The 20,516-nt window shown below is 72.9% G+C and carries 16 protein-coding genes; 10 read left to right on the plus strand and 6 right to left on the minus strand.

The window, feature by feature from the left end; genetic code table 11:
• Nucleotides 1–10: 10 nt before the first annotated feature.
• Together ACIQTO_RS29465 and ACIQTO_RS29470 are read right to left on the minus strand one after the other, a co-directional pair.
• On the minus strand, nucleotides 11–700 hold the full coding sequence (locus ACIQTO_RS29465) for a response regulator (protein WP_402394218.1): 690 nt from the start codon (nucleotides 698–700) through the stop codon (nucleotides 11–13).
• A complete protein-coding gene (locus ACIQTO_RS29470; protein WP_402394220.1) occupies nucleotides 700–2,343 on the minus strand; it encodes an ATP-binding protein in 1,644 nt (547 codons plus the stop codon). Before ACIQTO_RS29470 ends, ACIQTO_RS29465 begins: the two co-directional genes overlap by 1 nt.
• A gap of 251 nt (nucleotides 2,344–2,594) precedes the next feature.
• Between ACIQTO_RS29470 and ACIQTO_RS29475 the strand changes: the two genes are divergently transcribed.
• The 3 genes from ACIQTO_RS29475 to ACIQTO_RS29485 are packed head-to-tail and all read left to right on the plus strand — an operon-like array spanning nucleotide 2,595 to nucleotide 5,402.
• Nucleotides 2,595–3,428: an ABC transporter ATP-binding protein gene (locus tag ACIQTO_RS29475; protein WP_380575333.1), complete on the plus strand. Its 834-nt coding sequence runs from the start codon at nucleotides 2,595–2,597 to the stop codon at nucleotides 3,426–3,428.
• A 4-nt stretch (nucleotides 3,429–3,432) separates the two neighbouring features.
• The gene (locus ACIQTO_RS29480; protein ID WP_402394292.1) at nucleotides 3,433–4,290 is read left to right on the plus strand and encodes an ABC transporter permease; all 858 of its coding nucleotides are present in this window, start codon (nucleotides 3,433–3,435) and stop codon (nucleotides 4,288–4,290) included.
• Nucleotides 4,291–4,328: 38 nt separating this feature from the next.
• Entirely contained in the window at nucleotides 4,329–5,402 is a 1,074-nt protein-coding gene (locus tag ACIQTO_RS29485) for an ABC transporter substrate-binding protein (protein ID WP_402394223.1), read from the plus strand.
• Nucleotides 5,403–5,518: 116 nt separating this feature from the next.
• Here the strand turns inward: ACIQTO_RS29485 and ACIQTO_RS29490 are convergent, their stop codons facing one another.
• Nucleotides 5,519–6,436, minus strand: a complete 918-nt coding sequence (locus ACIQTO_RS29490; RefSeq protein ID WP_402394226.1) for a sucrase ferredoxin — start codon at nucleotides 6,434–6,436, stop codon at nucleotides 5,519–5,521.
• A gap of 182 nt (nucleotides 6,437–6,618) precedes the next feature.
• Complete coding sequence (locus ACIQTO_RS29495; protein WP_402394229.1) at nucleotides 6,619–9,069, minus strand: DNA topoisomerase (ATP-hydrolyzing) subunit A; 2,451 nt, start codon at nucleotides 9,067–9,069, stop codon at nucleotides 6,619–6,621.
• 259 nt (nucleotides 9,070–9,328) lie between these two features.
• Between ACIQTO_RS29495 and ACIQTO_RS29500 the strand changes: the two genes are divergently transcribed.
• From ACIQTO_RS29500 to ACIQTO_RS29510, 3 genes are all read left to right on the plus strand, one after another.
• Nucleotides 9,329–10,702: a M16 family metallopeptidase gene (locus tag ACIQTO_RS29500; protein WP_402394231.1), complete on the plus strand. Its 1,374-nt coding sequence runs from the start codon at nucleotides 9,329–9,331 to the stop codon at nucleotides 10,700–10,702.
• On the plus strand, nucleotides 10,699–12,090 hold the full coding sequence (locus tag ACIQTO_RS29505; protein WP_402394234.1) for a M16 family metallopeptidase: 1,392 nt from the start codon (nucleotides 10,699–10,701) through the stop codon (nucleotides 12,088–12,090). Before ACIQTO_RS29500 ends, ACIQTO_RS29505 begins: the two co-directional genes overlap by 4 nt.
• A gap of 298 nt (nucleotides 12,091–12,388) precedes the next feature.
• A complete protein-coding gene (locus tag ACIQTO_RS29510) occupies nucleotides 12,389–13,582 on the plus strand; it encodes an RtcB family protein (RefSeq protein WP_402394237.1) in 1,194 nt (397 codons plus the stop codon).
• Between the two features lie 77 nt (nucleotides 13,583–13,659).
• On the opposite strand, the gene ACIQTO_RS29515 is transcribed toward ACIQTO_RS29510, so the two are convergent.
• Nucleotides 13,660–13,941 carry an HPr family phosphocarrier protein gene (locus tag ACIQTO_RS29515; RefSeq protein WP_380575344.1) on the minus strand — a complete coding sequence of 94 codons (282 nt, stop codon included), beginning with the start codon at nucleotides 13,939–13,941 and terminating at the stop codon, nucleotides 13,660–13,662.
• 336 nt (nucleotides 13,942–14,277) lie between these two features.
• On the opposite strand from ACIQTO_RS29515, the gene ACIQTO_RS29520 reads away from it, so the two are divergent.
• The 4 genes from ACIQTO_RS29520 to ACIQTO_RS29535 all read left to right on the plus strand — a co-directional run bounded on the left by ACIQTO_RS29520 (nucleotide 14,278) and on the right by ACIQTO_RS29535 (nucleotide 19,641).
• Complete coding sequence (locus ACIQTO_RS29520; RefSeq protein ID WP_402394295.1) at nucleotides 14,278–17,034, plus strand: GNAT family N-acetyltransferase; 2,757 nt, start codon at nucleotides 14,278–14,280, stop codon at nucleotides 17,032–17,034.
• Nucleotides 17,035–17,128: 94 nt separating this feature from the next.
• Nucleotides 17,129–17,728 (plus strand): DUF5998 family protein, encoded by a 600-nt coding sequence (locus ACIQTO_RS29525; protein WP_380575346.1) that lies wholly within the window; start codon nucleotides 17,129–17,131, stop codon nucleotides 17,726–17,728.
• A 38-nt stretch (nucleotides 17,729–17,766) separates the two neighbouring features.
• Nucleotides 17,767–18,951, plus strand: a complete 1,185-nt coding sequence (locus ACIQTO_RS29530; RefSeq protein ID WP_402394240.1) for an alkaline phosphatase family protein — start codon at nucleotides 17,767–17,769, stop codon at nucleotides 18,949–18,951.
• 33 nt (nucleotides 18,952–18,984) lie between these two features.
• Entirely contained in the window at nucleotides 18,985–19,641 is a 657-nt protein-coding gene (locus tag ACIQTO_RS29535) for a thymidine kinase (RefSeq protein ID WP_402394243.1), read from the plus strand.
• 7 nt (nucleotides 19,642–19,648) lie between these two features.
• On the opposite strand, the gene ACIQTO_RS29540 is transcribed toward ACIQTO_RS29535, so the two are convergent.
• On the minus strand, nucleotides 19,649–20,404 hold the full coding sequence (locus ACIQTO_RS29540) for a VOC family protein (RefSeq protein ID WP_402394245.1): 756 nt from the start codon (nucleotides 20,402–20,404) through the stop codon (nucleotides 19,649–19,651).
• Nucleotides 20,405–20,516: the final 112 nt, after the last annotated feature.

Here is a 20,516-nt window from a genome sequence, read left to right on the forward strand (position 1 = left end):
CGGGGCTCCGTCAGGCGCGGACGGCCAGTACGTAGCGGTGTTCGGGCCGCCCGGTGTCGCCGTAGCGCAGGGTGAGCCGCAGCCGGCTGTCCCGCTCCAGCTGCTTCAGGTAGCGCTGCGCGGTCGAGCGGCTCAGACCGGTGGCCTCCGCGACCTCCTGGGCGGAGAGCGGCCGCCCCGCGCGCCGGAGCACCCCGAGCACCAGGTCCGTGGTGGGCGCCGAGTGGCCCTTGGGCAGGGCGACCGCCGGGGCCGCCGTGCTGCGCAGGGTGGCGAAGAGCCGGTCCACCTCGTCCTGGCCGGCCTCGCGGGCGGCCGGTCCGGCCAGCGCGTGCCGCAGCTGCGCGTACGCGACCAGCTTCTCCCGCAGCCCGGCGAAGGTGAACGGCTTGACCAGGTACTGCAGGGCGCCGTGCTGCATCGCGGCGTGCACCGTGGAGACGTCCCGGGCGGCCGTCACCATCATCACGTCGCAGGCCACCTGCCGTTCGCGCAGCCGTCGCACCAGGGCGAGACCGGTCTCGTCCGGCAGATGGTGGTCGAGCAGCAGGAGGTCCACCGGGCGGCGCTCCAGCGCGGCCAGTGCCTCACCGGCCGAGTGCGCGGTGCCGGTGACCCGGAAGCCGGGCACCTTGGCCACGTAGGCGGCGTGCACGTCGGCGACCCGGAAGTCGTCGTCCACCACGAGTACGTCGATCATCAGGCCTCCACGAGCGGTGCGACGGGCGGTGCGGCGGTCGCCGACACGGCGGCGGGCGGAGCGGGGGCCTCGCCGTGCAGGGCCTCGGGCAGCTCGACGGTGAACCGGGCGCCGCCGAGCGGCCCGGCGTCGAGCACGATCCGGCCGCCGGTCCGTTCGACCAGCCGCCGCACCATCGCCAGCCCCAGCCCGCGCGGCCGGTGCGCGGGCGCGTCCTTGCTGGTCCAGCCCTCCTCGAAGACCCGCTCGCGCAGGCCCGCCGGTACGCCCGGGCCGCTGTCCGCGACCTCGACCAGCAGGGTGGAGCCGGCCGCCACCAGGGTCACCGCGACCTGACCGCCGCCCGGTGCCACCGCGTCCACGGCGTTGTCGATCAGGTTGCCGAGCACGGTGACCAGCGTCCGGGCGTCCACCACCGCGTCCGGCAGATGCGCCGCCGGGGCGACCTCCAGCCGGACGCCGCGCTCGCCCGCCACCGCCGTCTTGCCGGCCAGCAGCGCCGCGACGTGCGGGTCCTGCACCTGTTCGGCGATCCGGGCCGCGACCGCCGCGTGCGAACCCGACTGCTCGGAGATGAACTCCACCGCCTGTGCGTGGCGGCCGAGCTCCAGCAGCCCGAGCACGGTGTGCATCCGGTTGGCGTGCTCGTGGTCCTGGGCCCGCAGGGCCTCGGTGAGACTGCGGGTGGTGTCGAGTTCGCGGACCAGGGACTCCAGCTCGGTGCGGTCGCGCAGGGTCACCACCGCGCCGCCCTCGGCCGTCGCCATCCGGTTCACCACCAGCACCCGGTCGTCCCGGACGGCCGGCAGATCCGTCCCGGAGATCCGCCCGGCCAGCACGTCGGCCAGCCGGCCCGGCGGCAGCACCTCGTCGATCGCCCGGCCGGGGCAGTCCTCGGGCAGGCCGAGCAGCCGCGCCGCCTCGTCGTTGGCCAGCCGGATCCGGCCCCGCTCGTCCAGGGCCACCATGCCCTCGCGGATCCCGTGCAGCATCGCCTCCCGCTCCACCAGCAGTGCCGCGATGTCGGCCAGCGCGATGTTGTGGGTGCGCCGCTTCAGCCGCCGGGCCAGCACCAGCGTGGCGACGGTGCCCGCGGCCAGGCCGGCGCCGGCGCAGAGCAGGATGCCGGTGAGCATCTTCAGCAGCCGCCGCCGGATCGAGTCGTCGCTGATGCCGACCGAGACCTCGCCGACGATGCGCCCGCCCGCGACCCGCAGCGGTACCTTGCCGCGCGCGGTGCGCCCCAGGGTGCCCTCCTGGATGGCGGTCACGCTGCGCCCGCTGAGGGCCGGCTCGGGGTCGGTGGAGACCCGCTGGCCGATCCGGCCCGGGTCGGTGTGCGAGAGCCGGATGCCGTCCAGGTCGGTGACCACGACGAAGCTGGCGCCGGTGGCGGTGCGGATCTGCTCGGCGTTGCGCTGCGCGGTGGCGGTGTCGCGGGCCTCGGCGGCCCGGGCGATCACCTCGTCGCTGGCGGTGGCCTGGGCGATCGACAGCGCGCGCTGCATCGCGTCGTGGTCCAGCTCGGAGCTGACCGGGGCCAGGAACAGGCCGGCGGTGACGACGGTGACGCCGACGGTCACCACGGTCTGGCTCAGCAGCAGCTGGGCGAAGACCCGGCGGGGCCAGTGGGGGTGCTTCATCCGGGCCTCCTCTCGGGGGCGGGGCGGACCGGGGCGGACCTGGTGGAACCGGGCGGGGACGGGGCAGTGGTCGGCACACCCTATGTTTCCGAGGTGTTTCTGTCAGCCGTGCCCCCGCTGTTGTAGCGGAAGCAAAACGAGCAGAACACCCCTCAAGGCGGAGAACCCGCAGTTCGCCGAGAAGCCTCCCGCTGCCGCCCCCGCCGCTCCTAGCCTCCCGGGGCAAGCACAGAAGAAACCCGGGAGGTCCCATGAGCACAACCCCGGCGACCGGGCCGGCGCCGGCCCCGGCGATCGAGTTGACCGGCGCCACCAAGCGGTTCCGCACTCCGTCCGGCGCCCTGCACACCGCCGTTCGCGATCTTGACCTGACCGTCGCGCAGGGCGAGTTCGTCGCCGTGGTCGGCCCCACCGGCTGCGGCAAGTCCACCACGCTGACCCTGGTCAGCGGCTTGGAGGAGCCCACCGAGGGCGAGGTCCGGGTGTACGGCGAGCCGGTCGACGGGATCGACCCGAAGGTCGGCTTCGTGTTCCAGCAGGACGCCGTCTTCCCCTGGCGCACCGTGCTGTCGAACGTCACGGCCGGCCCGCGCTTTCGCGGTGTTCCGGCCGCCGAGGCCCGGGAGCGGGCCCGCGACTGGCTGGCCCGGGTGGGCCTCGACGCCTTCGAGGACCGCTACCCGCACCAGCTGTCCGGCGGTATGCGCAAGCGCGTCGCGCTCGCCCAGACCTTCGTCAACGACCCCGGCATCCTGCTGATGGACGAGCCGTTCTCGGCGCTGGACGTTCAGACCCGCGCCCTGATGTCCGACCAGTTGCTGGAGCTGTGGGCCGGCACCGGCTCGTCCGTCGTCTTCGTGACCCACGACCTGGACGAGGCGATCGCGCTGGCCGACCGGGTCGTGGTGATGACGGCCGGTCCGGCCACCGTCAAGGAGATCTTCACCGTCGACCTGCCCCGCCCGCGCACCGTGGAGGCCGTCCGACTGGAGCCGAGGTTCGTCGAGTTGTACCGCGAGATCTGGGCTTCGCTCGGCGAAGAGGTGCGCATCACCCGGGAGAGAGGAGCGGGTCGTGCCGCTTGAGACCGTGCCGGCCGTTGCCGGAAAGCCCCCGGTGGTCACCGCTACCAGGACCGAAGCCCGTGAACGGGCGGCCCGCAAGCGCAGGTTGGGCATCTTCGGGGCCCGGATCGCGGTGCTCGTGGCCTTCCTCGGGCTCTGGGAGCTGTGCGCCCGGACGAACGTCGTCGACCCGTTCAACTTCTCCCAGCCGTCGAAGATCTGGGCGCAGATCTGGCAGTGGATCACCCACGGCACCGCCCAGGGCTCACTGGGCGAGCAGATCGGCTACACCCTCTACGAGGCCCTCACCGGCTGGGTGATCGGTGTCACCGGCGGTGTGCTGCTGGGCATCGCGCTCGGCCGGATCCGCTTCCTGGCCGATGTGTTCGGGCCCTACATCAAGGTGCTGAACGCGATCCCGAGGATCGTGCTGGCTCCGATCTTCCTGATCTGGTTCGGTCTCGGCCCGGCCTCCAAGGTGGCCTCGGCGGTGGTGCTGGTGTTCTTCCCGGTCTTCTTCAACGCCTTCCAGGGCGCCCGCGAGGTCGACCGCAACCTGGTGGCCAACGCCCGCATCCTGGGCGCCAACAACCGCCGGGTCACCCTTCAGGTGGTCATTCCCGCCGCCACCACCTGGATCTTCACCAGCCTCCACGTCAGCTTCGGCTTCGCGCTGATCGGCGCCATCGTCGGCGAGTACATCGGCGCGACCAAGGGCCTCGGCCTGCTGGTCGCCGCCGCCCAGGGCACCTTCAACGCGGCCGGCGTGTACGCCGCGATGACCATCCTCGCCGTCGTCGCGCTGTTCACCGAGGGGTTGCTGACCTTCGCCGAGAAGAAGCTGTTCCGCTGGAAGCCCGCCGACTCCGGCGACGGCCGCTGACCCCCACCCCGTTCCGTAGCAGAGAGGCACCCCCACCCATGCGCTCGAACCCGACCGGCAGAGTCGCCGCCGCCCTCGCCACCGTCCTGCTGTTCCCGCTCGCCGCCTGTGCCAACGACGCCGCCTCGGTGTCCCACAGCGGGGCCGCCCCGGCCGGGCAGAAGGTCGACGGGCCCAAGGTCAAGATCATGGTCGGCGGCCTGGACAAGGTCATCTACCTGCCCGCCATGCTCACCCAGCGCCTCGGCTTCTTCGCCGACGCCGGCGTCAACGTCGAGCTGATGAGCGAGCCGGCCGGTGTCAACGCCACCACCGCGCTGCTCGCCGGGGACGTCCAGGGCGCGGTCGGCTTCTACGACCACACCATCGACCTCCAGGCCAAGGGCAAGAACGTCGAGTCGGTGGTGCAGTTCTCGCTGGCACCGGGGGAGGTCGAGATCGTCTCCACCAAGCAGGCCGACGCCATCACCTCCGGTGCCGACTTCAAGGGCAAGAAGCTCGGCGTCACCAGCATCGGCTCCTCCACGGACTTCCTCACCAAGTACCTCGCCGTCAAGAACGGCACCGCGGTGAGCGAGTTCAGCCCGATCGCGGTCGGCGCCGGCCAGACCTTCATCGCCGCGCTCCAGCAGGGCAGCATCGACGCCGGCATGACCACGGACCCGACCGTGGCCAACATCCTCGACAAGGGCCTCGGCAAGATCCTCTACGACATGCGCACCCCCGAGGGCTCGCGTGCCGCACTCGGCGGGCTCTACCCCTCGTCCTCGCTCTACATGAACTCCGACTGGGTGGAGAAGAACAAGGACACCACCCAGAAACTCGCCAATGCCTTCGTCAGGACACTGAAGTGGATGGCCGGCCACAGCCCCGAGGAGATCGCGGCGAAGATGCCCGCCGACTACGCGCAGGGCGGCGCCGAGCAGTACGCGGCGGCGATCAAGGCGACCCTGCCGATGTTCACCACGGACGGCGTGATGCCCGCCGACGGACCGAAGACCGTCCTCGCGGTGCTCGCCGCCTTCCACCCGGACGTCAAGGGCAAGGAGGGCTCCATCGACCTCGCCCGGACCTACACCACGGAGTTCGTCGACAAGGCCGCCACGGGCTGACCCCTCGCCGGTGGGGCCCGCGTCCGTGAGGCCGTGGGGCCCGCGCCGGGGGCCCCGCCCTCACGAACCGACCCCTCGCCGACGGTCCCGCGCCCACCCCCACGGGCGCGGGGCCGTCACTGCTCCCGGACCGACAGCTCCCGGAGCGCCGTCACGTCCATCCGCGACGGCGTGCCCGCCGCCTTGCCGCAGCTCTCCGGGCGGGCCGGCTCGCTCGCGCCCTCGACGACGTCCACCTCCCAGGCCCGGCCGTCCCGGTGTCGCACGGTCACCAGCCAGCGCCCCGGGCCGGCCGACCGCTGGGTCAGGGTCAGCGCGTCCACCTCGGTCTCGCCGGTGGCCACCCGCACCGCGTGGTCGGCCGCCTGGCCGGGGCGTTCCCACCCCGAGCAGCCCCGCGACCACTCCGGCACCATGTGCCCGGCCGCCGTCGCCGCCAGCACCTCCTTGGCGCTCTCCGCCGTCAGCCGCCCGTACGCGAAGCCGTACGGCAGCACCAGCATGGTGGGGGAGAAGCGGTGCCCGCCCAGGTGCGTCACCTCCCACACCTCGCTGTGCCCGGCCGCGGCCAGCTGGGCCGCCAGCGGCCGGCCGAGCAGCGCGCAGCAGCGGTCCCGCCGGCCGTTGGTGCACACCAGGGCCACCGGCCCGCCGACGTGCTCCACGCCGTACCCGCCGTGCTCGCCCGCCCCGAGCGCCCCGAAGTCCAGCCCGAGCAGCTCCGCCGGATCGGCGACGTCCGCCCGGCGCACCCAGCCGCGGCCCGGCACGGTGTGCGCGACGAACACCTCGTGCCGCGCCGTCGTCAGGCAGTCGGCGTGCCGGCCCGGCCGCCGGATCAGCGCCACCCGCACGCCCGTCCCGGCGGCGGCCGCCTCCAGCGCCCGCCCCACCGCGGCGTCCAGATGGCTCTCCGCGAGCGCCTTCGCCCCCCACGGGCCGGTCTGCTCGACCAGCAGCCAGGTGGTGGCGGTGGCCGCCGTGGCGGCCAGCGGCTCCGACAGTTCACGCGACAGCGTCGCACAGGTGCTCACGCAGGCAAGGCTACCCTTGGCCCCTTCCGTGACCGCCGTCTTGGCCCCACTTGGCCCCTGCTCCGGCCGCGCGGGGACCGGGACCGGGGCGCCACCGCCGTGACCGTCGGGACAGCCGGCCCCCACGCGAAGGAGGGGCACCGGATGCCGGTACCCCTCCCACGACCTGAGGCCGCCGCCCGCTACACCGGGCCGGCCACCACACCGATCGGCGCCGTCACCGGCGTGCCCGAACCGTCCCGGCGCGGGTCGCGCTCCGGCAGGTCCACCGGGGCCCCCTTCGTGGTGGCGGCACGGGCGGGCGCGGCGCCCGCCCAGGCGAAGGACAGTGCCTCCTCGCCGCGCAGGAACCGCTGACAGCGGACGCCACCGGTGGCCCGGCCCTTGCGCGGGTACTGCTCGAACGGGGTGACCTTCCAGGAGGCCTGGTCCTCACCGGTCAGCGTGCCCGAGGCGCCGGCCACCGAGACCACCACCGCGTCCACGGCCGGATCCACGGCGGTGAAGGAGAGCACCCGGGCACCGTCCGAGAGCTTGATCCCCGCCATACCGCCGGCCGGGCGGCCCTGCGGACGGACCTGGCCCGCCGGGTAGCGCAGCAGCTGGGCGTCGGAGGCGATGAAGACCAAGTCCTCCTCGCCGGTGCGCAGTTCGACCGCGCCGACCAGCTCGTCACCCTCCTTGAGGGCGATCACCTCGAACTCGTCCTTGTTCGCCGGCCACTCCGGCACCACCCGCTTCACCACGCCCTGCACCGTGCCCAGCGCCAGGCCCGGCGAGGACTCGTCCAGCGTGGTCAGCGCCAGCGCCCGTTCGCCCGTCTCCAGCCGCAGGAACTCGCCCACCGCGGCGCCGCCCGCCAGCGTCGGCGACGGCGTCGGCGGCAGCGCCGGCAGATCGATCACCGGCAGCCGCAGCACCCGGCCGGCCGACGTCACCACACCGATGTCCGCGCGCGCCGTCGCCGGCACCGCCGAGACGATCACATCGTGCTTGGCCCGCTTCTCCGACACCTCGAACGGCTCGCCGTCGGCCGTCCGTGCCAGCAGGCCCGTCGAGGAGAGCAGCACCCGGCACGGGTCGTCCGCCACCTCCAACGGAACGGACAACGCCGCCGACGGGGCGGCGCCCGCCTCCAGCAGCACCGTCCGCCGCTCGGTACCGAACTGCTTCGACACCGCGCCCAGTTCACCCGACACCACGCCGCGCAGCCGGGTGTCCGACTCCAGGATGTCGGTCAGCTCCGCGATCTCGGAGGCGAGCTTCGCCTGCTCCTCCTCCAGCTCCACCCGGTCGAACCGGGTGAGCCGGCGCAGCGGCGTGTCGAGGATGTACGCGGTCTGCGTCTCGGAGAGCGAGAAGCGCTCCATCAGGCGCTCCTTCGCCCGCGCCGCGTTGTCGCTCGACCGGATGATCGCGATGACCTCGTCGATGTCGACCAGCGCCACCAGCAGGCCCTCGACCAGGTGCAGCCGCTCCTGGCGCTTGCGCCGGCGGAACTCGCTGCGCCGGCGGACCACCTCGAAGCGGTGGTCGACGTAGACCTCCAGCAGCTCCTTCAGACCCAGCGTCAGCGGCTGGCCGTCCACCAGTGCCACGTTGTTGATGCCGAAGGTCTCCTCCATCGGCGTCAACTTGTAGAGCTGCTCCAGCAGCGCCTCCGGCACGAAGCCGTTCTTCACCTCGATCACCAGCCGCAGCCCGTGCTCGCGGTCGGTGAGGTCCTTGACGTCCGCGATGCCCTGCAGCTTCTTCGCGTTGACCAGGTCCTTGATCTTCGAGATCACCTTCTCCGGGCCGACGTTGTACGGCAGCTCGGTGACCACGATGCCCTTGCGGCGGGCCGTCACGCTCTCGATCGTGGTCGTCGCACGGATCTTGAAGGTGCCGCGGCCCGACTCGTACGCGTCCCGGATGCCCGACAGGCCGACGATCCGGCCGCCCGTCGGCAGATCCGGCCCGGGCACGAACCGCATCAGCGTGTCCAGGTCCGCGTTCGGGTGCTTGATCAGGTGCCGGGCCGCCGCCACCACCTCGGACAGGTTGTGCGGGGGCATGTTGGTCGCCATCCCGACCGCGATCCCCGTCGCGCCGTTCACCAGCAGGTTCGGGAACGCGGCCGGCAGCGCCAGCGGCTCCTGCTCGCTGCCGTCGTAGTTCGGCCCGAAGTCGACCGTGTCCTCGTGGATCGACTCGACCATCGCCATCGACGCCGCCGTCAACCGCGACTCGGTGTAGCGCATCGCGGCCGGCGGGTCGTCGTTGCCCAGCGAACCGAAGTTCCCGTGCCCGTCGATCAGCGGCAACCGCATCGAGAACGGCTGCGCCATCCGGACGACCGAGTCGTAGATCGACGCGTCACCGTGCGGGTGCAGCCGGCCCATCACCTCGCCCACCACCCGGGCGCACTTCACGTGCGCGCGGTCCGGCCGCAGGCCCATCTCATTGGCCTGGTACAGGATCCGCCGGTGCACCGGCTTCAGGCCGTCCCGCGCGTCGGGCAGCGCACGCGAGTAGATCACCGAGTAGGCGTACTCCAGGAAGGAGCCCTGCATCTCGTCCACGACGTCGACATCGAGGATCCGCTCCTCGAAATCTCCGGGCGGCGGGGTCTGCGAACTGCGGCGGGCCATCGCGGCGGGGCTCCCTTACGTCTCGCTTGCGTCAGTCGTCGTCTGCGTCTGCCGTCGTGTGCTGTCCTCGTCGGCTGTCGTCAACAGGGCTCAGCGCCCCCATTGTGGACCCTCGCGCCGACACTCCAAGCCAGCGCCCCTCTTCCGCCCCTGGCGAACGCCCGGTCCGCGCGGACACATCCGAGCCCTCCCCGCGTTGCACCACAATGGGGGACGCCACATGAACCCCCGACATCGACGACGGGAAGGACCCGAGCGCATGGCCAACCCGGCCCCCGCATCCGCCTCCACCGGAGGAACTGGCGCTGCCATCGCCATCACCGAGCACCGCCTGGCCAACGGCCTGCGCGTCGTCCTCTCCGAGGACCACCTCACCCCGGTCGCCGCCGTCTGCCTCTGGTACGACGTGGGCTCCCGCCACGAGGTGAAGGGCCGCACCGGTCTGGCCCACCTGTTCGAGCACCTCATGTTCCAGGGCTCGGCCAACGTCTCGAACAACGGCCACTTCGAGCTCGTCCAGGGCGCCGGCGGCTCGCTCAACGGCACCACCAGCTTCGAGCGCACCAACTACTTCGAGACCATGCCCGCCCACCAGCTGGAGCTCGCCCTCTGGCTGGAGGCCGACCGGATGGGCTCGCTGCTCGCCGCCCTGGACGAGACGTCCATGGAGAACCAGCGCGACGTCGTCAAGAACGAGCGCCGCCAGCGCTACGACAACGTCCCCTACGGCACCGCCTTCGAGAAGCTCACCGCGCTCTCCTTCCCGGACGGCCACCCGTACCACCACACCCCGATCGGCTCCATGGCCGACCTCGACGCCGCCACCCTGGCGGACGCCCGGGCGTTCTTCGGCACCTACTACGCGCCGAACAACGCCGTCCTCTCCGTCGTCGGCGACATCGACCCCGAGCAGACCATCGCCTGGGTCGAGAAGTACTTCGGCTCCATCCCCGGCCACGACGGCAAGCAGCCCCCGCGCGACGGCACCCTGCCCGAGACCTTCGGCCGGGAGATCCGCGAGCACATCCGCGAGGACGTCCCGTCCCGCGCCCTGATGGCCGCCTACCGCCTCCCGCACGACGGCACCCGCGAGGCCGACGCCGCCGACCTGGCCCTCACCATCCTCGGCAGCGGCGAGTCCAGCCGCCTCTACAACCGCCTCGTCCGCCGCGACCGCACCGCCGTCGCCGCCGGCTTCGGCCTGCTCCGCCTCGCCGGTGCCCCCAGTCTCGGCTGGCTCGACGTCAAGACCTCCGGCGACGCCACCATCGAGCAGATCGACGCCGCCGTCGACGAGGAGCTCGCCCGGTTCGCCGCCGAAGGCCCCACCGCCGCCGAACTGGAGCGCGCCCAGGCCCAGATCGAGCGCGAGTGGCTCGACCGGCTCACCACCGTCTCCGGCCGTGCCGACGAACTCTGCCGCTACGCCGTCCTGTTCGGGGACCCGAAGCTGCTGGGCAGTGCCCTGTCCAAGGTGCTCGACGTCACCGCCGAGGAGGTGCAGGCCGTCGCCCAGGCCCGACTGCACCCGCGGAACCGGGCCGTCCTGGTCTACGAGCCCACCACCGCCGACGACACCGACGCCGACGAGACCGCCACCGACGCCACCGAAGAGGAGGGCGCTGCCGCATGAGCACCGACTACGTCCCCGCCATGACCTTCCACCCCCAGCCCGAGCCCGGCACCGCCACCCCGTGGGCGTTCCCCGCCCCCGAGCGCGCCGCCCTCGGCAACGGCATCACCGTCCTGCACTGCCACCGCCCCGGCCAGCAGCTCGTCGCCGTCGAGGTCCAGCTCGACGTCCCGCTCGCCGCCGAGCCCGAGGGCCTGGACGGCATCGCCAACATCCTCGCCCGCGCGTTCAACGAGGGCACCGACACCCTCACCGCCGAGGAGTTCGCCGCCGAGCTGGAGCGCGCCGGCGCCACCCTCGACGCCCACGCCGACCACCCCGGCCTCCGGGTCTCCCTGGAGGTGCCCGCCTCCCGGCTCCAGCGCGGCCTCGGCCTGCTCGCCGACGCGCTGCGCGCGCCCGCACTCCCCGAGGACGAGATCGAGCGCCTGGTCGCCAACCGGCTCGACGAGCTCGTCCACGAGCAGGCCAACCCGGCCCGCCGCGCCGCCAAGGCCCTCTACGCCGAGCTCTTCGACGCCGCCGACCGCCTCTCCCGCCCCCGCGGCGGCACCCCCGAGACGGTCAAGTCGATCGACCGGGCCGCCGTCAAGGCCTTCTACGACGCCCACGTCCGCCCCGCCACGACCACCGTCGTGGTGGTCGGCGACCTCACCGGCACCGACCTGCCCGCGCTCCTGGAGTCCACCCTCGGCGTCTGGACCGGCACCACCGCCGCGCCCACCGTCCACGCCCCGGTCACCGCCGACGACACCGGCCGCGTGGTCATCGTCGACCGGCCGGGCTCGGTCCAGACCCAGCTGCTGATCGGCCGGATCGGCCCGGACCGCCACGACCCCGCCTGGGCCGCCCAGATCCTCGGCACCTACTGCCTCGGCGGCACCCTCACCTCCCGACTGGACCGCGTCCTGCGCGAGGAGAAGGGCTATACCTACGGCGTCCGGGCCTTCGCCCAGCCGCTGCGCTCCGCGGCCGACGGCTCCGGCCGCGCGCTGATCGCGATCAGCGGCTCGGTGGACACCGCGTCCACCGCCCCGGCGCTCGCCGACACCTGGACCATCCTGCGCACCCTCGCCGCCGAGGGCCTCACCGACGCCGAGCGTGACGAGGCCGTGCAGTTCCTGGTCGGGGTGGCCCCGCTCAAGTACGAGACCGCGGGTTCGGTCGCCGGCACCCTGGCCGACCAGGTCGAGCAGGACCTGCCGGACGACTACCAGGCCGAGGTCTACCGCAAGCTCGCCGAGCTGCCGACGGCCGCCGCGACGGAGGCCGTCGTCGCGGCCTTCCCGTCGGACCGCCTGGTCATCGTCCTGGTCGGCGACGCCGCCACGATCGCCGACCCGGTGCGCGAGCTGGGCATCGGCGAGGTCACCGTGGTCACCGCCTGACCGCCTCGACGGACAGGGCCCGGTGGAGCACTCCGCTCCGCCGGGCCCTTTCGTTTAATTCCCTTGCGGGCCCCGGACGCTGCGTGGGTAGATATTCCCCGGCACACGGCACACACGTACGAGAGGAGGCGGTCACCATGCGGGTCGAGCGAACCATTCGACGCTCCCCAAGGCCGTCCTCCCTCTGTGCCCGGGGCGTCTGAGCCCCACCCCCAGGACTTCCCCGAGCCGCACCGGGACTCTTCGCGCGGCACCCCACCTAGGCTTGATTCAGCCGACCTTTGGAGGTCGTTCCACCATGTCGTACACCGAGGTACCCGGTATCCGCGTTCCGATCCGGATGTGGACCGACCCGGCCGCCGTCGAGGGCCAGGCCATGCAGCAGCTGCGCAACATCAGCTCGCTGCCCTGGCTGCACGGCCTCGCCGTGATGCCCGACGTCCACCTGGGCAAGGGCGCCACGGTCGGCTCCGTGATCGCCATGAAGGGCGCCGTCTGCCCGGCGGCGGTGGGCGTCGACATCGGCTGCGGGATGAGCGCGGTCAAGACCTCGCTCACCGCCAAGGACCTGCCCGACGACCTCTCGCGGCTGCGCTCCAAGATCGAGCAGGCCATCCCGGTCGGCCGCGGCCTGCACACCGACCCGGTCGATCCGACCAAGCTGCACGGCTTCGCCACGGCGGGCTGGGACGACTTCTGGCAGCGCTTCGACGGCGTGGCCCACGAGGTCAAGTGGCGGCGCGAGCGGGCCATGCAGCAGATGGCGACGCTCGGCGGCGGAAATCATTTCATCGAACTGTGTGTCGATAGCACTGGAATGGTGTGGCTGATGCTGCACTCCGGTTCCCGGAACATCGGCAAGGAGCTGGCGGAGCACCACATGGGTGTCGCGCGCTCCCTGCCGCACAACCAGGGGCTGGTCGACCACGACCTCGCCGTCTTCATCGCCGACACCCCGCAGATGGCCGCCTACCGCGAGGACCTCTTCTGGGCGCAGGAGTACGCCAAGAAGAACCGCGCGGTGATGATGGCGCTCTTCCAGGACGTCGTCCGCCGTGAATTCCCCAAGGCGAAGGTCGGATTCGACCAGGTCATCAGCTGCCACCACAACTACGTGGCGGAGGAGCGGTACGACGGTGTCGACCTGCTGGTGACCCGCAAGGGCGCGATCAGGGCGGGTGCCGGTGACTTCGGCATCATCCCGGGCTCGATGGGCACCGGTTCCTACATCGTCCGCGGTCTCGGCAACGAGGCGGCGTTCAACTCGGCCTCGCACGGCGCGGGCCGGAAGATGAGCCGCAACGCCGCGAAGAAGCGGTTCACCACGCAGGACCTGGTCGAGCAGACCAAGGGCGTGGAGTGCCGCAAGGACAGCGGCGTGGTGGACGAGATCCCGGGCGCGTACAAGCCGATCGAGAAGGTCATCGCCCAGCAGCGGGACCTCGTCGAGGTCGTGGCCCACCTGAAGCAGGTCGTCTGCGTCAAGGGCTGACGCGCCGGCTCCGGGACACCCCGGTCATGCGGAAGGGGGGCACCGCCGTGGCGGTGCCCCCCTTCCCGTGACGTCGCTCAGGCGGCGGCCGGGAGCTCGTCGAGGCCCTCCTGGACCAGCTTCGCGAGGCGGTCCAGGGCCTCGTCGGCGCCCTCGGCGTCGGACGCGAGGATGACCTCCTCGCCGCCCTGGGCGCCGAGGCCGAGCAGGCCGAGCATGGAGGCGGCGTTGATCGGGTTGCCGCCGGGCTTGGCGATGGTGATCGGCACGCCGGTGGCCGTGACGGCCCGGACGAAGACGGAGGCGGGACGGGCGTGCAGGCCCTCGGCCCAACCGATGGTGACGCGGCGCTCAGCCATGAGACGTGCCTTTCCGGTGAAGCTGGTCATGGCCGAGATAGGGGGGTGCGGCCATGTTGTCTAGACCAGTGTTGCACGCAGGCAACCCCTTCGAGCCGCCGCGTTCGGGACTTGTGATTGTTTCTTTCGGGGGCATAACCCCCGGCCAGTGGCCGTGTCCACCCTCCCGCGAGGACACGTCCGGCGCCATTCGGCTCGCCGCCGGATAACCTGACGAATGTGGACGACTCCGCGGTACCGCACCCCGAGCAGAACCCGCAGGACCCGCAGAACCGGCCGGCTCCGCAGCGTCGGCAGGACCAGGACGCGGACTACCCGCAGCACTGGGAGGCCGACATCCTGCTGCGTGACGGCGGCACGGCCCGGATCCGGCCGATCACGCCCGCCGACGCCGGCCGGCTGGTCGAGTTCTACGAGCAGGTCTCGGAGCAGTCCAAGTACTTCCGCTTCTTCGCGCCCTACCCGCGGCTCTCCGACAAGGACGTCCGCCGCTTCACCCACCACGACTTCGTGAACCGGGTCGGCCTCGCCGTGGTGGTCCGCGACCACTTCATCGCCACCGTCCGCTACGACCGGATCGACGCCGACGGCCGCCCCTCCGAGACCGGGACCGACGCCGAGGTGGCGTTCCTGGTGCAGGACGCCCACCAGGGCCGCGGGGTCGCCTCCGCCCTGCTGGAGCACATCGCCGCGGTGGCCCAGGAGCGCGGCATCCGCCGCTTCCAGGCCGAGGTGCTGCCGGAGAACCGCAAGATGGTGAAGGTCTTCACCGACGCCGGCTACACCCAGCACCGCAGTTTCGCGGACGGCGTGGTCCACCTGGAGTTCGACCTGGAGCCGACCGCCGCCTCGCTCGCCGTGATGCGGGCGCGCGAGCACCGCGCCGAGGCGCGCTCCGTCCAGCGGCTGCTCACCCCGCGCTCGGTCGCGGTGCTCGGCGTCTCGCGCCACCCGCAGACCGTCGGCCGGGCGATCCTGCGTGACCTGCTCGGCGGACTGCCCCGCGGTGACGACCGCCGGGTCTACGCGGTGAACCGCAACGCCCCGCCCGGGACCGAGCTGGACGGCGTCCCCGTGCACCGCTCGGTCCTGGAGATCCCCGGCCCGGTGGACCTCGCCGTGATCGCCGTCCCGGCGGCCGCCGTCCCCGCCGCGGTCGCCGACTGCGGGGCGCACGGTGTGCAGGGCCTGGTGGTGGTCACCGCCGGGTACGCCGAGACCGGCCCGGAGGGCCGCGACCGCCAGCGCGCGCTGGTCCGCCAGGCCCGTGCGGCCGGTATGCGGGTGATCGGCCCGAACGCCTTCGGCCTGATCAACACCGATCCCGAACTCCCGCTGAACGCCTCGCTCGCCCCCGTGCTGCCGCGCCGCGGCGGCTTCGGCATCTTCTGCCAGTCCGGCGCGATCGGTGTCGCCCTGCTGGAGGCCGCCCACCGCCGCGGCCTCGGTGTCTCCTCCTTCGCGTCGGTCGGCAACCGCTCCGACGTCTCGGGCAACGACTTCCTCCAGTACTGGGCGGAGGACCCGGCCACCGACGTGGTGCTGCTCTACCTGGAGTCCTTCGGCAACCCCCGCAAGTTCACCCGGATCGCCCGCCGGCTCGCCGCCGTCAAGCCGATCGTGGTGGTCAAGGGCGCCCGCCACACCGGCAGCCTGCCGCCCGGCCACGCCGTCCCGGTCACCGCCAGCGGGCTGCGCGACGCCACCGTCGACGCCCTCTTCGAGCAGGCCGGTGTCACCAGGGTGGAGACCATCACCGAGCTGTACGACACCGGGGAACTGCTCGCCCTCCAGCCGCTGCCGCCGGGCGACCGGATCGCCGTGGTCGGCAACTCCGACTCGCTCGGCCTGCTCACCCACGACGCCTGCCTCAGTGCCGGCCTGCGCCCCCGCACCCCCGTCGACCTCACCACCGCCGCCACCGGCGAGAACTTCCGGATCGCCCTGGACGTGGCACTCGACGACCCGGCCGTGGACGCGGTGATCGCGGTCGCGATCCCGCCCATCGGCACCTCGGCGCACGCCTTCATGGGTGGCCGGTTGACCGGCCCGGACGACCCGGAGATGGGCTCCGACGACCCCGAGATCGCCGCCGCCCTGCTCGAAGCGGGCGGACGCGCACGGGAGTTGGGCAAGCCGCTGATGCTCGCCCACTTGGCGCTGACCGATCTGCCGACCAGGCTGCGCCCGGGGGGCATCCCCGCCTACCCCGCGCCGGAGCGGGCCGTCCGGGCCCTCGCGCACGCCGTCCACTACGCCCAGTGGCGCCGCCGGACGGCCGAGGCCGAGGAGACCGCCCGGGTGCCGGAGCTGGACCGGGTCGACGAGGGCGGCGCCCGCGGCCTGGTCGAGGCCGCGCTCAGCACCCGCACCGCGATCGCCGCCCGCACCCAGCCCGGCGGTGCGCGGATCACGCTGCCGGAGACCGACACCACCGCACTGCTCGCCCGCTACGGCATCGACGTCTCCCCGACCCTGCCCGCGCCCGACGAGGAGTCCGCCGTCCGCGCCGCCGCGACGCTCGGCTATCCGGTGGCGCTCAAGGCGACCGCCCCGCACCTGCGGCACCGCCCCGACCTCGGCAGTGTCCGTCTCGACCTGACCGGTGAACCGGGGCTGCGCCGTGCCCACCAGGAGCTGGACGCGCTGCTCGGCGGAGCCGCCCAGGCCGAGCTGGTCGTGCAGCGCCTGGCCCCGCGCGGCGTCGACACCGTGATCGGCGCCACCGTCGACCCGGCGGTGGGCGCGATCCTCTCCTTCGGTCTGGCCGGCGCCCCCGCCGAACTGCTCGGTGACGTCGCCCACCGTCTGGTTCCCGCCACCGACCAGGACGTCGCCGGACTGATTCGCGAGGTCCGGGCGGCGCCGTTGCTGTTCGGCTGGCGGGGTGCCGAGGCGGTGGACACCGCCGCGCTGGAGGAACTGCTGCTGAGGGTGTCGCGGCTGGTCGACGACCTGCCGGAGGTCGCCTCGGTGGACCTCGAACCCGTGGTCGTGGCCCCGCACGGACTGGCGATCCTGGGGGCGCGGGTGCGGATCGCGCCCCTGCCCGTCCGCAGCGATCTGGGCCCGCGCGCGATGAGCACGCTGTAACCTTCCTTGGTTGCGCCCTGCCCGGGGGCGCTGTTGTCCGGAAGCTCGGCGCCGCGCCGCCCGCTTCGTCGGCGGACCATGCCAGGATGGAGTTATGGCGAAGACCGGTACCACCACCACTCAGGACCTGCGCTCGGCGATCGAGCGCAGCGGCTACTACCCGGCCCTGGTGTCCGAGGCGGTCGAGTCCGCGGTGGGTCCCGAGCCGATCAGCTCCTACCTGGTGCACCAGGAGACCACCTTCGACGCCAACGAGGTGCGCCGGCACGTCACGGTGCTGGTGCTGACCCCGACCCGCTTCGTGGTGAGCCACACCGACGAGCAGTCCGGCGGCGAGGCCGGCCCCGCGGTGCCCTACGCGACCACCTCCACCGAGAGCGTCCGGCTCGACCGGATCGGCTCGGTCGTGGTGAGCCGGATGGTCGCCAACCCGGAGACCTACACTCCCGGCACGTTGCCGCGCGAGGTCGTGCTCACGATCGGCTGGGGTGCCGTGCAGCGACTGGACCTCGAGCCGGCCGGCTGCTCGGACCCGAACTGCGAGGCCGATCACGGCTACACCGGCTCGGCCACCGCTGACGACCTGTCACTGCGGGTCAGTGAGGCGGGTGACGGCCCGGAGACGGTCGCCCAGGCCCTGGTGTTCGCCCGTGCCCTCTCCGACGCCACGATCAGCAACGCCCCGCGGGTCTGAGCGGACGCACCGGAAGCCAGGAAGCCAGCCTCACCACGATGTTCTTCGCACCCGACGGCCACGACGCCTTCGAGATCCTCGCCCCCGCCACCGCCCCGGCGCCCCTGTACGGCGCCGGTTCGCTCTGTGATCTGCTGCCCTCGGTGGCGGCGGGGCTCGGCGTACCCGGCTTCACCGCCACGCTGCCGCTCGCACCGGCCGACCGGGTGGTGGTGTTCCTGGTCGACGGACTCGGCTGGGAGTTGCTGCTGAGCCACCCCGAGTACGCGCCGTTCCTCTCCTCGCTGACCGGCAGCTCGCTCGGTGGCACCGGCCGTCCGCTGACCGCCGGTTTCCCCTCCACCACCGCCACCTCGCTGGCCTCGGTGGGCACCGGGACCCCGCCCGGTCTGCACGGTCTGGCCGGTTACACGGTGGCGGTGCCGGGCGCCGGCCACCTGATGAACCAGCTGCGCTGGCAGCCGCCGGTCGACCCGCGTACCTGGCAGCCGTACCCGACGGTGTTCGAGCAGACGCACGCCGCCGGGGTGGCGACCGCCCAGGTCTCCTCGCCGCTGTTCGCCCAGACCCCGCTGACCCGGGTGGCGCTCTCCGGCGGCAGCTTCCTCGGCCGCACCACCGGCGAGGAGCGGATGGACCAGGCCGCCCGCTGGCTGGCCGAGCACGACCGCGCCCTGGTCTACACCTATGTGAGCGAGCTGGACGGTGCGGGCCACCGGTTCGGGGTGGACTCCGACGACTGGCGGATGACGCTGGACGCGGTGGACCGCCTCGCCCGGCGCCTGGCCGAGCAGCTGCCGCCGCGCTCGGCGATGTACGTCACCGCCGACCACGGCATGATCGACATCGCGCCGGAGGACCGGATCGACTTCGACGAGGACTGGGAGCTCGGCGCGGGCGTCGCCCTGCTCGGCGGCGAGGGCCGGGCCCGGCACGTGTACGCGGTGCCCGGCGCGGCCGCCGACGTGTACACGGTCTGGAGCGAGGTGCTGGGCGACCGGATGTGGGTCGCCACCCGGGACGAGGCGATCGCCGCCGGCTGGTTCGGCCCCTCGGTGGACGAGCGGGTCTATCAGCGGATCGGCGACGTGGTCGCCGCGGCGCGGGACGACATCGCCGTGATCGCCTCCCGCAACGAGCCGGGCGAGTCCGCGATGATCGGGCTGCACGGCTCGATGACCCCGGTCGAGCAGTTCGTGCCCCTGCTCGAAGTCCGCGCGTGAACCTCCCCGATGTGAAAGGCCTTTGCACCACCCATGGCTGAACTGGTGTTCTTCTCGGGCACGATGGACTGCGGGAAGTCGACGCTCGCGCTTCAGATGGACCACAACCACGCCGCCCGCGGCCGGCAGGGGATCATCCTCACCCGCAACGACCGGGCCGGCGCGGCCACCGTCTCCAGTCGGCTCGGCCTGCGGACCGAGGCGGTCGAGGTGACGGACGCCTTCGACTTCCACGCCCACGTCGTGCACCGGCTCTCGGCCGGCGGCCGGGTGGACTACCTGATCTGCGACGAGGCCCAGTTCTTCGCCGCCGAGCAGGTCGACCAGCTGGCCCGGGTGGTGGACGAACTCGGCATCGACGTCTTCACCTTCGGCATCACCACCGACTTCCGCACCCGGCTGTTCCCCGGCTCCCAGCGGCTGATCGAGCTGGCCGACCGGGTCGAGGTCCTCCAGGTCGAGGCCCTCTGCTGGTGCGGCGCGCGGGCCACCCACAACGCCCGTACGGTGGGCGGCGTGATGGTGGTCGAGGGTGCCCAGGTCGTGATCGGCGACATCTCGGTGCGCGAGGACGAGGTCGGTTACGAGGTGCTCTGCCGCCGCCACCACCGTCGTCGGCTGACCGCCGCCACCGCCCGTGTCTCGGTGCTCTCCCCGGACGTGCTGCCCTTCGAGGAACAGCAGGCCTGACCCGCTCCTACCGGAGCCCCGCCCGCAGCACCGAGAAGTGCCCGCCCTGCGGGTCCGCCAGCCGCGCCACCGGGCCGCGCCCGCTGTCGTGCGGCTCCACCAGCACCCGGCCACCCAGCGCGACCGCGCGACGTGCCGTCAGTTCGACGTCCTGGACGGCGAAGTGGACCCGCCAGCGCGGCGGGTGGCCGCGCAACTCGGCGCCGCGCCGGATGCCCGCCACCGGCCGGCCGTCCACCAGTAGCGCGGACTCGGCGCCGGCGGGTGCCACCGGCCGGCCGAGCACCGCGCCGTAGAAGACCGCGGCGCCTTCCTCGTCCGGCGTGAGCAGTTCGGCCCAGGCCGGTCCGCCGGGCTCCGGGCCGGCCTCGCGGCCGAGGTGCTCCTCGCCCTGCCAGAGGCCGAAGACCGCGCCGGAGACGTCGGCCGCGATCGCCAGCCGGCCGGCCCGCTCGGCCTGGAGCGGTCCGACCGCCACCGTTCCGCCGCACTCGCGCACCAGTTGGGTGGTCCGGTCGGCGCTGTCCACCGCGAAGTAGGTGGTCCACTGCACCGGGAAGCCGGGCACCGCCGAGACGCCGAGGCCGGCCACCGGCGCGCCGCCGGACTCGGCCCGGACGTAGGCGCCGAGTTCGGTGGGGCCGGGGGTGTACGTCCAGTCGAGCAGCTCGCCGTAGAACGCGCGGGCGCCGGCCAGGTCGTCGGTCATCAGGCTGACCCAGCACGGCGTGCCCTGGGCCAGCCGGAGTGTCACCGCGGGCATGCGGGCCTCCTCACGGGGCGGTCGGCGCACGGAGCTGCGCACGTGAGGGTGATGGTTCCACCCTGGCGCGCGTCGAACCCTCGGGCCGCGCGGAAAGTCCGGCAAAGACCGC

This window comes from Kitasatospora sp. NPDC091207, from assembly GCF_044768625.1.
Taxonomy (GTDB): Bacteria; Actinomycetota; Actinomycetes; order Streptomycetales; family Streptomycetaceae; genus Kitasatospora.

What these genes read in the sequence shown, in the direction of transcription:
- ACIQTO_RS29515 (WP_380575344.1), bottom strand. Translation starts at nt 13,941, where the DNA reads ATGGCTGAGCGCCGCGTCACCATCGGTTGGGCCGAGGGCCTGCACGCC.
- ACIQTO_RS29540 (WP_402394245.1), bottom strand. Translation starts at nt 20,404, where the DNA reads ATGCCCGCGGTGACACTCCGGCTGGCCCAGGGCACGCCGTGCTGGGTC.
- ACIQTO_RS29500 (WP_402394231.1), top strand. Translation starts at nt 9,329, where the DNA reads ATGGCCAACCCGGCCCCCGCATCCGCCTCCACCGGAGGAACTGGCGCT.
- ACIQTO_RS29470 (WP_402394220.1), bottom strand. Translation starts at nt 2,343, where the DNA reads ATGAAGCACCCCCACTGGCCCCGCCGGGTCTTCGCCCAGCTGCTGCTG.
- ACIQTO_RS29525 (WP_380575346.1), top strand. Translation starts at nt 17,129, where the DNA reads ATGGCGAAGACCGGTACCACCACCACTCAGGACCTGCGCTCGGCGATC.
- ACIQTO_RS29495 (WP_402394229.1), bottom strand. Translation starts at nt 9,069, where the DNA reads ATGGCCCGCCGCAGTTCGCAGACCCCGCCGCCCGGAGATTTCGAGGAG.
- ACIQTO_RS29510 (WP_402394237.1), top strand. Translation starts at nt 12,389, where the DNA reads ATGTCGTACACCGAGGTACCCGGTATCCGCGTTCCGATCCGGATGTGG.
- ACIQTO_RS29535 (WP_402394243.1), top strand. Translation starts at nt 18,985, where the DNA reads ATGGCTGAACTGGTGTTCTTCTCGGGCACGATGGACTGCGGGAAGTCG.
- ACIQTO_RS29505 (WP_402394234.1), top strand. Translation starts at nt 10,699, where the DNA reads ATGAGCACCGACTACGTCCCCGCCATGACCTTCCACCCCCAGCCCGAG.
- ACIQTO_RS29475 (WP_380575333.1), top strand. Translation starts at nt 2,595, where the DNA reads ATGAGCACAACCCCGGCGACCGGGCCGGCGCCGGCCCCGGCGATCGAG.
- ACIQTO_RS29530 (WP_402394240.1), top strand. Translation starts at nt 17,767, where the DNA reads ATGTTCTTCGCACCCGACGGCCACGACGCCTTCGAGATCCTCGCCCCC.
- ACIQTO_RS29465 (WP_402394218.1), bottom strand. Translation starts at nt 700, where the DNA reads ATGATCGACGTACTCGTGGTGGACGACGACTTCCGGGTCGCCGACGTG.
- ACIQTO_RS29485 (WP_402394223.1), top strand. Translation starts at nt 4,329, where the DNA reads ATGCGCTCGAACCCGACCGGCAGAGTCGCCGCCGCCCTCGCCACCGTC.